Origin of the sequence: Paraburkholderia largidicola, assembly GCF_013426895.1 — a bacterium.
Lineage (GTDB): Bacteria > Pseudomonadota > Gammaproteobacteria > Burkholderiales > Burkholderiaceae > Paraburkholderia > Paraburkholderia largidicola.
Map to the genome: position 1 here is coordinate 2,520,068 of NZ_AP023174.1, position 11,882 is coordinate 2,531,949.

12 protein-coding genes are annotated in these 11,882 nt (G+C 61.8%); 3 read left to right on the top strand and 9 right to left on the bottom strand.

Features of this window, described 5'->3' with window-relative positions; all coding sequences use genetic code 11:
* Positions 1 to 9: 9 nt before the first annotated feature.
* From PPGU16_RS11190 to PPGU16_RS11200, 3 genes are all read left to right on the top strand, one after another.
* On the top strand, positions 10 to 1,098 hold the full coding sequence (locus tag PPGU16_RS11190; protein ID WP_180720048.1) for a phosphotransferase: 1,089 nt from the start codon (positions 10 to 12) through the stop codon (positions 1,096 to 1,098).
* Between the two features lie 66 nt (positions 1,099 to 1,164).
* Positions 1,165 to 2,382, top strand: coding sequence for an acyl-CoA dehydrogenase family protein (locus PPGU16_RS11195; protein ID WP_180720049.1), 1,218 nt, complete (start codon positions 1,165 to 1,167; stop codon positions 2,380 to 2,382).
* A gap of 809 nt (positions 2,383 to 3,191) precedes the next feature.
* On the top strand, positions 3,192 to 3,893 hold the full coding sequence (locus PPGU16_RS11200) for a glutathione binding-like protein (RefSeq protein WP_180722609.1): 702 nt from the start codon (positions 3,192 to 3,194) through the stop codon (positions 3,891 to 3,893).
* A gap of 26 nt (positions 3,894 to 3,919) precedes the next feature.
* On the opposite strand, the gene PPGU16_RS11205 is transcribed toward PPGU16_RS11200, so the two are convergent.
* From PPGU16_RS11205 to PPGU16_RS11245, 9 genes are all read right to left on the bottom strand, one after another.
* Positions 3,920 to 4,384 carry a MaoC family dehydratase gene (locus tag PPGU16_RS11205; protein WP_180720050.1) on the bottom strand — a complete coding sequence of 155 codons (465 nt, stop codon included), beginning with the start codon at positions 4,382 to 4,384 and terminating at the stop codon, positions 3,920 to 3,922.
* A complete protein-coding gene (locus PPGU16_RS11210) occupies positions 4,381 to 4,839 on the bottom strand; it encodes a MaoC family dehydratase (protein ID WP_180720051.1) in 459 nt (152 codons plus the stop codon). The genes PPGU16_RS11205 and PPGU16_RS11210 overlap by 4 nt, the downstream gene beginning before the upstream one ends.
* A 34-nt stretch (positions 4,840 to 4,873) precedes the next feature.
* The gene (locus PPGU16_RS11215) at positions 4,874 to 6,001 is read right to left on the bottom strand and encodes an acyl-CoA dehydrogenase family protein (RefSeq protein ID WP_180720052.1); all 1,128 of its coding nucleotides are present in this window, start codon (positions 5,999 to 6,001) and stop codon (positions 4,874 to 4,876) included.
* Positions 6,002 to 6,011: 10 nt separating this feature from the next.
* Positions 6,012 to 7,208: an acyl-CoA dehydrogenase family protein gene (locus PPGU16_RS11220; RefSeq protein ID WP_180720053.1), complete on the bottom strand. Its 1,197-nt coding sequence runs from the start codon at positions 7,206 to 7,208 to the stop codon at positions 6,012 to 6,014.
* Positions 7,209 to 7,262: 54 nt separating this feature from the next.
* Entirely contained in the window at positions 7,263 to 7,706 is a 444-nt protein-coding gene (locus tag PPGU16_RS11225) for a DUF1178 family protein (RefSeq protein WP_180720054.1), read from the bottom strand.
* 236 nt (positions 7,707 to 7,942) lie between these two features.
* Positions 7,943 to 8,533 (bottom strand): NUDIX domain-containing protein, encoded by a 591-nt coding sequence (locus PPGU16_RS11230; RefSeq protein ID WP_180720055.1) that lies wholly within the window; start codon positions 8,531 to 8,533, stop codon positions 7,943 to 7,945.
* A 41-nt stretch (positions 8,534 to 8,574) separates the two neighbouring features.
* Complete coding sequence (locus PPGU16_RS11235; protein WP_180720056.1) at positions 8,575 to 8,871, bottom strand: DUF2818 family protein; 297 nt, start codon at positions 8,869 to 8,871, stop codon at positions 8,575 to 8,577.
* On the bottom strand, positions 8,871 to 10,346 hold the full coding sequence (nuoN, locus tag PPGU16_RS11240; RefSeq protein WP_180720057.1) for an NADH-quinone oxidoreductase subunit NuoN: 1,476 nt from the start codon (positions 10,344 to 10,346) through the stop codon (positions 8,871 to 8,873). The genes PPGU16_RS11235 and nuoN overlap by 1 nt, the downstream gene beginning before the upstream one ends.
* 25 nt (positions 10,347 to 10,371) lie before the next feature.
* A complete protein-coding gene (locus PPGU16_RS11245; RefSeq protein ID WP_180720058.1) occupies positions 10,372 to 11,865 on the bottom strand; it encodes an NADH-quinone oxidoreductase subunit M in 1,494 nt (497 codons plus the stop codon).
* Between the last annotated feature and the right edge of the window lie 17 nt (positions 11,866 to 11,882).

Consider the following 11,882-nt stretch of genomic DNA (forward strand, 5'->3'; position numbering starts at 1 on the left):
GGAGGAGACATGCCGCAAGACGCGACACCCACCGACTACTCCGCTTTTGAAGGCACGCGGCCCGTCAGCGAACGGCAGCGCATCGACATCCACACGCTTTCCGCTTGGCTCACGCAACATGTCGAAGACTTTGCCGGACCGTTGACGCTCGAACAGTTCGCAGGCGGTCAGTCCAATCCGACCTTCAAGCTGATCACGCCGACGCGTGCTTATGTGATGCGCGCGAAGCCCGGGCCGTCCGCGAAACTGCTGCCGTCCGCGCATGCGATCGAACGTGAGTATCGCGTGATGCATGCGCTGCGCGACACCGACGTGCCCGTCGCGAAGATGCTCGCGCTGTGCGAGGACGAAAGCGTGATCGGCCGCGCGTTCTACGTCATGGAGTTCGTCCAGGGCCGCGTGCTGTGGGACCCGTCGCTGCCCGATATGACACCGGCGCAACGCGGCGCGATTTATGACGAGATGAACCGGGTGATCGCCGCGCTGCATAGCGTCGATGTCGACAAGGTCGGACTTGCGGATTACGGCAAGCCGGGCAACTACTTCGCGCGGCAGATCGGCAGATGGAGCAAGCAGTATCAGGCGTCGGAGACGGAACCGATCGATGCGATGCATCGTTTGATCGAATGGCTGCCGCAGCATATGCCCGCTGAAACGGGCGAGCGCGCGTCCATCGTGCATGGCGACTTCCGGCTCGACAATCTGATCTTCGATCCGCACGAGCCGCGCGTGCTGGCCGTGCTCGACTGGGAACTGTCGACGCTCGGCGATCCCCTCGCCGACTTCGCGTATCACTGCATGGCGTGGCATGTCGATCCCGCGCAGTTTCGCGGCATCGCTGGACTCGACTGGGCCGCGCTCGGCATTCCCGACGAGGCACAGTATGTGCAACGCTATTGCGAGCGCACCGGCCTGACGATTTCCGGCGACTGGAACTTCTACCTCGCGTACAACATGTTCCGCATCGCGGCGATCTTGCAGGGAATCATGAAGCGCGTGGTCGATGGCACGGCAGCGAGCGAACAGGCCGCGGACGCGGGACGGCGCGCAAGGCCGATGGCCGAACTCGCGTGGCGCTATGCGCAGAAGGTGCGCTGAGTGAAGCGCCGGCGCTGCCGTGCATTCAATCTGTAGACCGGATTCAACGACAACCACGAGGGCAACATGAATTTCGACTACACCCCGAAGGTTCAGGCCTTGCGCGACAAGCTGCTCGCATTTTTCGACGAGCACATCTATCCGAACGAACAGGCCTATGCCGCCGAAGTCGCGCGCAACCGCCAGGCGGGCAACGCATGGGTGCCGACGGAACTGATCGAGTCGCTGAAGCAGCAGGCGCGCGAAGCCGGCTTATGGAATCTGTTTCTGCCGGACTCCGAGCGCGGCGCGGGCCTGACGAACCTCGAATACGCGCCGCTGTGCGAGATCATGGGCCGCGTGCCGTGGGCGCCTGAGGTGTTCAACTGCAATGCGCCCGATACCGGCAACATGGAGACGATCGAGCGATACGGCAACGAAGAGAATCGACGTGAGTGGCTGGAGCCGCTGCTGCAAGGCCAGATCCGTTCGGCGTTTCTGATGACCGAACCGGAAGTGGCGTCGTCGGATGCGACGAACATCCAGACGAGCATCGTGCGGGACGGCGATTCGTACGTGATCAATGGGCACAAGTGGTGGTCGTCGGGCGCGGGCGATCCGCGCTGCAAGCTCTTCATCGTGATGGGCAAGACGGATCCCGACGCGCCGCGTCACGCACAGCAATCGATGATTCTCGTGCCTGCCGACGCGGCCGGGGTCACCGTGCATCGTCCGCTGACGGTATTCGGATATGACGACGCGCCGCACGGACACATGGAGGTCACGCTCGATAACGCGCGCGTGCCTGCCGTGAACATGCTGCTAGGCGAAGGGCGCGGGTTTGAGATTGCGCAAGGGCGGCTCGGGCCGGGGCGGATTCACCACTGTATGCGGTTGATTGGACTTGCTGAGCGCGCTCTTGAATTGATGTGCGTACGCACGCTGCAACGTGTGGCGTTTGGCAAGCCGATTGCGGCGCAGACAGTGACGCAGGAGCGGATTGCCGAGGCGCGGTGCTTGATCGAGCAGGCTCGGTTGCTGACGTTGAAGACGGCTTACATGATGGATACCGTCGGGAATAAGGGCGCGCGTGGTGAGATCGCGATGATCAAGGTCGTTGCGCCCAACATGGCGTGTCAGGTGATTGATTGGGCCATTCAGGCGCATGGCGCGGCTGGGATGAGCGATGATTTTCCCCTGGCGTATGCCTATACCACTGCGCGGTGGTTGCGGTTTGCTGATGGGCCCGATGAAGTGCATCGGAATGCGATTGCCAAGATTGAGCTTGGGCGGTATTCGGAGTGATTCGCTGGCAGCGCGGCAGCGGGGTTTGGGGATCTGTGGTGTAATTTTTTTTGTGTCTGCGACGCTGGGGTGTTCGCTTTTGGTTTTTGCTGGCATCCGCGTTTTGTCTCTGGTTTGCTAGCGTCGCCCCTGTGCGGGGCGGCACCTACTTTTCTTTGCCGCCGCAAAGAAAAGTAGGCAAAAGAAAGCGGCTCACACCGCCAGTTCTTGTATTTGCCTGAGGGACCCCAACCGGTCCCACGCTTCACACGGCAACATTTCTGTTCGCGTGTGTTGCCAACGCATTGAATGGAAGCCTCACCCGCTTCGGATACCCGTACTCGGGCAAGCGGCAGCGAATAGTATGTGCCGCCCAGGTGGCCAACTGTGTGTTGGTTGTCGCGCCGTACAGGGTAGCGCTCTTACAGGGTGGAACGCATGCACTATCGGCCCGAAGTGAGGCGTGTCAGGCACTACGGCCTACACACAGTTTGCCACCTGAGCGGCGGAGGACTATCTGGCGCCGCGTGCTGCTACGCGGGTACGTGAAGAGGGTGAGGCGTACAGAGAGAACGTTGGCAACAAACGCGAACAAGTGCGTTGCCGCGTGAAGTGTGGGGACGTCGGGGGCCCGTGGATAAGAATACGGGCTGGCGGTGTGAGCCGCTTTCTTTTGCCTACTTTTCTTTGCGGCGGCAAAGAAAAGTAGGTGCCGCCCCGCACAGGGGCAACGCTAGCAAACCAGAAGCAAAACGCGGATGCCAGCGCAAAGCAAAAGCGAACCACCCAGCGTCGCAGACAGACAAACCCACCAACCCCAGGAGCATTCAATGATCGACATCTACAGCTGGGCAACACCCAACGGCCACAAGATCCACATCATGCTCGAGGAGACAGGCCTCGACTACAAGGCGCATCCGATCAACATCGGCGCAGGCGATCAATTCACGCCAGAATTCCTGGCCATCAGCCCAAACAACAAGATCCCTGCCATCGTGGACAGCGACGGTCCAAAGAACCCAGACGGCAAGCCATTCTCACTGTTCGAATCGGGAGCAATCCTGATCTACCTCGCAGAAAAAACCGGCAAATTTTTGCCAAATGACCCAGCAGCCCGCTACGAAACGCTGCAATGGCTGATGTTCCAGATGGGCGGTATCGGCCCGATGCTCGGTCAGACCCACCACTTCCGCGTCTACGCGCCGCAACCCATCGAATACGCAATCAACCGCTACACCAACGAAACAAAGCGCCTCTACGGCGTGATGGACACGAAGCTCGGCAAGACGCGCTATCTGGCAGGCGACGACTACACCATCGCCGATATCGCCACGTTCCCCTGGACGCGTTCATGGCAAAACCAGGGCCTGCAAATCGACGATTTCCCGAACGTAAAGCGCTGGCATGAAGAGATCGCCGCGCGTCCCGCCGTGCAACGCGGCGTCGAAGTGCTTGCATCGGCGCGCGTGCCGCTGATGGACGAAAAAGCGAAAGAAATATTGTTCGGCGCGACGCAGTACGCCAAGCATTAAGCATCGCGCGACGCCGGCGGCCACACCTAGAAATAATGCCGCGTGATGAACTCTGCGATGCACACAGGACGCTCACTGCCCTGCCGTTCGAGCGTCACGTTCCACGCAATCTGCACGCCGCCCTCTTCGACGTCCGTCACGCTCGCGACGACAAAGCTCGCGCGCAACTGCGATCCGACAGGCACGGGCGCCGTGAAACGCACGCGATTGAGCCCGTAATTGACGCCCATGCGCTGCTGGAAACGAAACGTATCGACAAGCAGCGCAGGGATCAGCGACAGCGTCAGAAAACCATGCGCAATCGGTCCCCCGAACGGCGACTCGCGCTTCGCGCGCTCGGGATCGGTATGAATCCACTGGTGATCGCCCGTCGCCACAGCAAAACGATCGACGCTCGCCTGATCGACCTCGACCCAGGCGCTCATGCGTGGCGGCTGGCCGACGAGCGCACGCACGTCGTCGGCAGAAGCGAGCGTCAGTTCGGGCGTCATGCGGCCGCTCCGGGATTGCGCAGCCCGAAGATCGCCTTCGAGCGCACGGTAATCACCAGTTCGCCGTTCTGATTGAAACCCTGCCATTCCGTCGACACGATCCCGCGGTCGGGCTTGCTCGCGGACACGCGCTTGTCGAGCACGCTGTTCATCATCCGGATCGTGTCGCCGACGCGAACCGGCTTGAGCCAGCGCAGATCGTCGATGCCAGGCGAGCCCATCGACGTCGAGCCCGCCAGCACGTTGCGCACCAGCATGCCCATCATCACCGAACACGTGTGCCAGCCGCTCGCGATCAGCGTGCCGTACGGCGAGGCCGCCGCACCGGCGTCGCTGACGTGGAACGGCTGCGGATCGAACTGCTCCGCGAACCGGACGATCTCGTCACGCGTGAAGGTGTGCGAGCCGACTTCATACGACTTGCCGACTTCCATGTCCTCATAGCTCAAACCCATCTTTCACCTCGTGTGCATGTGTTGGCCGCCGCGCTCATGCGTCGGCCGTTGCGAAGCCTGGCAGCGCGGCAAAGCGCGCCAGATGATGATCGACATCGCCAAGCGTGGTTTCGATGATAGCGAGACGCTTGAACAGATGCGCCGCCGCGACTTCGTTCGTCACGCCCATCCCGCCGTGCAACTGCACGGCCTGCTGGCCGACGAAGCGCGCAGCCTGCCCCACGCGCACTTTCGCCGCCGATACTGCGCGCCGGCGCTCGTCGACATCGTCGCTGCCGTAACGCACGGCAGCCAGATACGTTGCCGAGCGCGCCTGCTCGGTGTGGATCAGCATTTCGACCATCCGGTGCTGCAGCGCCTGAAAGCGCGCAATCGGCACGCCGAACTGCTGGCGCGTCTTCGTGTATTCGACGGTTGCGTGATTCAGCGCGTCGAGTGCGCCGATCGCCTCGGCGCACAGCAACACGGTGCCGTAGTCCGCGATATGCTCCAGCGCAGCGGCGCCCGCGTGCCTGCCGTTCAGCTTGCGTGCCGGCGTCGCATCGAATGCGAGCGTCGCGGCCCGTTGGCCGTCGATCGTCCGATAGTCGGTGACCTGCGTGTTCGCTGCATCGCGCGCGACGACGAACAGCGCAATCTCGCCATCCAGTCGCGCGGGCACGATCCAGTAGTCGGCTTGCGCCCCGTGCTGCACGACCGATTTCGTGCCGCTCAGCACGTATCCGTCGCCGTGGCGCGTCGCCGTCGTTTCGATCGAGAAGAGATCGTAGCGTGCGTCGGGTTCATGGAAGGCGACGGCGAGCTTGCTCTCGCCTTGCGCCGCGCGTTCGAGCAACGCGGTATCGTCGCCGTCGCCCGTGCCGGACAGCTTCAGCGCCTCGATGCCGACGGCCGTCGACCAGTACGGCTCGACGACGATCGCGCGCCCCAGTTCCTGCATCACGACCAGCATATCCACCGTGCCGCCGTCGAAGCCGCCTTGCGCTTCGGGCACGGGCAACGCGGTCAGACCCAGCTCGGCGAACGCGGACCAATGTTCGTCCGATACGCCCGCGTCCGTTCGCACGATCGCCTGTCGCGCCTCGAAACCGTATTGCTTGTCGAGATAACGGCGCAGCGCGTCCTCGAGTTGCTGCTGTTCGTCAGTGAAATTGAAGTTCATGCGCCGCTCCTCACAGTCCGAGAATCATCTGCGCGATGATGTTCTTTTGAATTTCGTTCGAGCCGCCGTAGATCGACGTCTTGCGGTAGTTGAAGTAGTACGCGGCGAGCGGCGCGGCATCGTCGTCTCCCGCGATGCTGTGCGCGCGTTCGCCTTCGAGGAACGGCACATCGAACGGCGCGGCAAGCGGTCCAACGGCTTCGAACATCAGCTCCGTCAAACCCTGCTGCACCTCCGTGCCCTTGATCTTCAGCATCGACGCTTCTGGCCCCGGCCCGCGTCCGCCCGTTTCGTTCGCGACCACGCGTTGCACGGTCACTTCGAGCGCCATCAATTCGATTTCGAGGCTCGCGACTTTCGCGGCGAACAGCGGATCGAGCAGCAAGGGCTTGCCGTTCTTTTTCTGGTTCAGCGCGATGCGCTTGAGAAACGCGAGTTCGCGCTTCGACTGCCCGACGCGCGCGATGCCCGTACGCTCGTGGCCGAGCAGATACTTCGCATAAGTCCAGCCGCGGTTCTCATCGCCGACGAGGTTTTCGACGGGGACTTTCACGTCTTCGAAGAACACTTCGTTGACTTCGTGATCTTCGTCGAGCGTGATGATGGGACGCACGGTGATGCCCGGCGTCTTCATGTCGATCAGCAGGAAGGAAATGCCCTCCTGCTTTTTCGCGCCGCTGTCGGTGCGCACGAGGCAGAACATCATGTCGGCGTGCTGGCCGAGCGTCGTCCAGGTCTTCTGGCCGTTCACGACATAGTGATCGCCGACGCGTTCGGCACGCGTGCGCAGCGACGCCAGATCGGAGCCCGAACCCGGCTCCGAGTAACCCTGGCACCACCAGTCGGTGCCGTCGAGAATGCGCGGCAAGTAATGGCGCTTTTGCGCCTCGCTGCCGTATTTCATCAGCACGGGCGCAACCATCGATACACCAAACGGCAGCACCATCGGCGCGCCAAGCTGGGCGCACTCCTCGTCCCAGATATGACGCTGGGTTGCGTTCCAGTTCGGGCCGCCATATTCCACAGGCCACGCAGGCGCCGACCAGCCGCGCGTGCCGAGCAGCTTGTGCCAGCTCGCGAAGTCGTCGCGGTTCAGACGTTTGTGATTGAGGACTTTGTCGCGCAGCTCGTCAGGCAGATTCGCTTCGAGCCAGGCGCGGATGTCGGCGCGGAATGCGTCGTCGGCGGGGGAATAGTTCAGGTCCATGCGCAGTGTCTCCTGGCCGCGGCCTTGCGCCGCCAGGAGCACTGCTAGCGATGGCTATTGCAGCGGCTCTTTCAGTGCGGCCGGCACAGGCAGCGGCATCACATCGATGCCTTCCTCGACGAGGGCTCGCGCATCTTCAGGCGTCGTGACGCCACGAATGCTACGAGCGGGCGCTTCGTTGTAATGAATGCGCCGCGCTTCCTCGGCGAAGCGGTCGCCCACGTTCTCGGTCTTTTCCAGCACCTCGCGCAGCGCACGCATCACGTGCGCCTGCAGTTCGCCAGCGTTCGCCGCCGCTTTCTCCTTCGATGCGTTCGACGCGCTCGTCGCACCCGACAGATTCAGGCGCGGCGCCGACGGCAAACGGCTCACTTCCGTCGCACCGCAAATGGGACATTCGACCAGTTTGCGGGACAACTGCGATTCGAAGTCATCGGCGGAAGCGAACCAGCCTTCGAACCGATGATCGTGCGGACACTGTAGATCGAGGACCTTCATGTGGAATCAGGGCTTGCGTACGAGTTTAGCGCAAAAACGAAATTTGTGAACGGTCGTTCGTTAAATGCTTTTGATTTTTTGCCGCGCAAGCGGCGCGGCGACGAACGAGAATCAGCCATTCTAGCGCGTTGGCGCCGGACGCGCCGACGCTCGAATGGCTGCGCGCGACGTGCGCCGGAAACACAAAACGGCAGCGCAAGGCTGCCGTTTTCGTCGAGCGCCACATCCCGCCAGCGTCAGCCCGCCTCGGGCGCGTTCTCCGGCCACGCGCCCGACAGCAGCTTCTCCAGCCAGAACGTGCCGATGATCGTCTTCACGTCGCTCAACTGTCCCGTGCGCACCCACTCCGACACATCCGACACCTTCGCGATGAACGTCTCCAGGAACTCGCCGTCGTCGAGCTTGCGCTCGCCCGGCGTCAGACCGCGCGCGACGTAGATGTCGATGAATTCCGTCGAGTACGAAATGATCGGGTGAACGCGCGTCAGATAGATGTATTCGCGCGCCGTGTAGCCCGTTTCTTCGAGCAGTTCGCGCTTCGCGCAGGCCAGTGGATCTTCATTCGGATCGAGTTTGCCGGCCGGATACTCGTACATCACCTTGCCCATTGCGTACCGGTACTGGCTTTCCATCAGCACGCGGCCGTCGTCGAACAGTGGAATCACCATCACGGCGCCGGGGTGTTGCACGTATTCGCGCGTCGCCTGCTTGCCGTCGGGCAAGCGCACGGTGTCGCATTTGACCGTCATGAACGGCCCTTGATAGGCGACTTCGCTTTTGATGCAGGTTTCTTTGAGCGCAGCGTCGTGATCGGGGAGTTCTGCCATGTGCGACCTCTTTGCGGCAAGAAGCGCGACGGCCGGAACCGTCAGCGCCGTTTGACGAGATATTGAAACGTGAAGCCCGGGAAGGCGAAAACGATGAACAGGCTGAACGTGATGGCGTAGAACTGCCAGCCCTGTTCGAAGCGGTTGCCGGCGCGCGCTTCGAGCATGAAGCCGAGCGCGCCGACGATGAAATACAGCACGATCAGTTCGCCGATCCTGAGCCACGCGCTTTTCTTCGCGGCCTTCAGCGGCATGACACCGAACAGCCGCTGATTCAGGAACGGCAGGTTGGCGCCGACGAGCGCCAACAGCACGATGAACCACCCCGCTGCCGACATTACAGCGGCAGCGTATGCGTAATCGCGTTCAGGCAGAGCGACATCAGCGGGCCCGGAACGAGACCGAGCACCAGCACCGCCACGCCGTTGAGCGCGAGCAGCGCGCGCTTGCAGGTATCGCCTGCGATCGGCGTCGTGTCGACGGGATCATCGAAGTACATCAGCTTGACGATGCGCAGGTAGTAGAACGCGCCGAACAGCGACGTGATCACCGCGAGCACGGCGAGCCACGTGAGGCCTGCGTTCATCGTCGCTTCGAGCACGGCGAGCTTCGCGTAGAAGCCGACCGTCGGCGGAATGCCGGCGAGCGAGAACATCAGCACCATCATCACGAACGCAAACACCGGGCTGCGCTGATTGAGACCCTTGAAGTCGTCGAGCGTTTCGGCTTCGAAGTCGCGACGTGCGAGCAGCATGACCACACCGAACGAGCCGAGCGTCGTCACCAGATAGATGATGCTGTAGAACATCGCCGAGCCATATGCGCTCGCCGCTGCGCCCGTCTTGCCGTCGACGACACCTGCCAGCAGGCCGAGCAGCACGAAGCCCATGTTCGAGATCGCCGAGTACGCCAGCATCCGCTTGATGTTGCGCTGGACGATACCCGTGATGTTGCCGACGATCAGCGACAGCGCAGCCAGAATGACGAGCATTTCCTGCCAGTCGACGGCGAGCGGCAGCAGACCCATGACCAGGAAGCGCAGACCCCATGCAAACGCGGCAACCTTCGGACCGCCGCCGACGAGCATCGTCATCGCAGTCGGCGCGCCCTGGTAGACGTCCGGCACCCACATGTGGAACGGCACGGCGCCCATCTTGAACGCGATACCCGCAACGATGAAGATCACGCCGAACAGCAGCACGACATCATTGATGTGTCCCGAAGCCACAGCCTTCAGCACTTCGTTCAGTTCGAGCGAACCCGTCGCGCCGTAGAGCATCGAAATGCCGTACAGCAGGAAGCCCGAAGCCAGCGCGCCCAGCACGTAGTACTTCATCGCGGCTTCGTTCGACGGCGCATGTTCACGGCGCAGCGCGATCACGGCGTACAGCGACAGCGACATCAGTTCCAGACCGAGATACAACGTCAGGAAGTTGTTGCCCGAAATCATCACCAGCTGGCCGAGCAGCGAGAACATGCCGAGCAGGAAGAAGTTGCCTTCATACAGGCCGCGATCTTCCAGATACTTGCGCGAGTAGACGATCGACACCGCGTAGCCGAGCGACACCACCGCCTTCATCACGTTGGCGAACGGGTCCACAACGTACATGCGCGAGAAGAAGTATTGCGGCCCGGTGCCCGAGAAGGCGTCGACGGCGAACCAGATGCCGGCTACGACCGTGGAAATCAGCGCGATGAAATACGTCGTGCGGCGGCTGTTCGGGCCAACGAACGTGTCGATAAGCCACGCAACGACGATAGCGGCCATCACTAGCGCGTCAGGTAACAAGGCGGTCATAGGTGCGTTTTGCATGATCTTTAAATTCCTCCGCTTCGCATTACTGCGACAGCGGCAGCTTCGACTGCGCAACGTGGGACAGAAGGTTCTCCACCGACACGTGCATTACTTCGGTAAAGGGCTTCGGATAGATGCCCATGTACAGCGTCAACGCGGCGAGCACGGCCAGCATGAAGAACTCGCGGCGATTGATGTCGACGAGGCTCTTCACATGGTCGTTCACGACGGCGCCGAAGTACACGCGCTTGTACATCCACAACGTATAGGCCGCGCCGAGAATCAGCGTGACGGCCGCGCCGAACGCGATCCAGAAGTTGTACTGGACAGCGGCCAGAATCACCATGAACTCGCCGACGAAGCCAGAGGTACCCGGCAGGCCGCAGTTCGCCATCGAGAACAGCATCACGAGCGCCGCGAACTTCGGCATCGTGTTGACGACGCCGCCGTAATCGGCGATCTGACGCGAGTGCATGCGGTCATACAGCACGCCGATGCAAAGGAACATCGCGCCCGACACGAAGCCGTGCGAGATCATCTGCACGATCGCGCCTTCCGTACCCAACTGGTTGAAGATGAAGAAGCCGAGCGTGACGAAGCCCATGTGCGCGATCGACGAATACGCGACCAGCTTCTTCATGTCGGCCTGCACCATCGCGACGAGACCGATGTACACGACAGCGATCAACGACAGCGTGATGACGACGGGCGCGAGCAAATGGCTGGCATCCGGTGCGATCGGCAGCGAGAAGCGCAGGAAACCGTATGCGCCCAGCTTCAGCATGATCGCGGCCAGCACGACCGAACCGCCCGTCGGCGCTTCCACGTGCGCGTCCGGCAACCACGTGTGGACGGGCCACATCGGCACCTTGACGGCAAACGCGAGGAAGAACGCGATGAACAGCAGGACCTGCGGCGTCATCGACAGCTTCGCGGCGTGCCACGTAGCGAGGTCGAACGTGCCCGTCTGCGTGTACAGATACAGCAGGCCGACCAGCATCAGCAGCGAGCCCATCAGCGTGTAGAGGAAGAACTTGAACGCCGCGTACACGCGGTTCGCCCCGCCCCACACGCCGATGATGATGTACATCGGAATCAGCGTCGCTTCGAAGAACACATAGAACAGCATGCCGTCAGCCGACGAGAACACGCCGACCATGATGCCCGACAGGATCAGGAACGCCGCCAGATACTGCGCGACGTTCTTCGTGATCACTTCCCACGCGGCGATCACGACGATCACCGTGATCAGCGCCGTCAACACGACGAACCACATCGAGATACCGTCGATGCCGAGGTGGTACGTGATGTTGAAGCGCTGGATCCAGTTAGCCTTTTCTTCGAACTGCAATGCTGCCGTACTCGTGTCGAAGTCCGTCATCAACGGAATCGTCACGATGAAACTCAACACCGACCCGATCAGCGCAATCCATCGCGCCGGACCGGGATTGCGATCTGAACCGATGGCCAGAACCACCAGGCCGAAAATAATCGGCATCCAGATCGCGATACTCAGAATCGGAAACGTCGTGTGCATGAGAAATGTCTCCAGCC

Excerpts from the sequence above, each read along its gene's own strand:
- nuoN (WP_180720057.1), bottom strand. The coding sequence starts at position 10,346 with ATGCAAAACGCACCTATGACCGCCTTGTTACCTGACGCGCTAGTGATG.
- PPGU16_RS11245 (WP_180720058.1), bottom strand. The coding sequence starts at position 11,865 with ATGCACACGACGTTTCCGATTCTGAGTATCGCGATCTGGATGCCGATT.
- PPGU16_RS11235 (WP_180720056.1), bottom strand. The coding sequence starts at position 8,871 with ATGTCGGCAGCGGGGTGGTTCATCGTGCTGTTGGCGCTCGTCGGCGCC.
- PPGU16_RS11190 (WP_180720048.1), top strand. The coding sequence starts at position 10 with ATGCCGCAAGACGCGACACCCACCGACTACTCCGCTTTTGAAGGCACG.
- PPGU16_RS11205 (WP_180720050.1), bottom strand. The coding sequence starts at position 4,384 with ATGACGCCCGAACTGACGCTCGCTTCTGCCGACGACGTGCGTGCGCTC.
- PPGU16_RS11230 (WP_180720055.1), bottom strand. The coding sequence starts at position 8,533 with ATGGCAGAACTCCCCGATCACGACGCTGCGCTCAAAGAAACCTGCATC.
- PPGU16_RS11215 (WP_180720052.1), bottom strand. The coding sequence starts at position 6,001 with ATGAACTTCAATTTCACTGACGAACAGCAGCAACTCGAGGACGCGCTG.
- PPGU16_RS11220 (WP_180720053.1), bottom strand. The coding sequence starts at position 7,208 with ATGGACCTGAACTATTCCCCCGCCGACGACGCATTCCGCGCCGACATC.
- PPGU16_RS11200 (WP_180722609.1), top strand. The coding sequence starts at position 3,192 with ATGATCGACATCTACAGCTGGGCAACACCCAACGGCCACAAGATCCAC.
- PPGU16_RS11225 (WP_180720054.1), bottom strand. The coding sequence starts at position 7,706 with ATGAAGGTCCTCGATCTACAGTGTCCGCACGATCATCGGTTCGAAGGC.
- PPGU16_RS11195 (WP_180720049.1), top strand. The coding sequence starts at position 1,165 with ATGAATTTCGACTACACCCCGAAGGTTCAGGCCTTGCGCGACAAGCTG.
- PPGU16_RS11210 (WP_180720051.1), bottom strand. The coding sequence starts at position 4,839 with ATGGGTTTGAGCTATGAGGACATGGAAGTCGGCAAGTCGTATGAAGTC.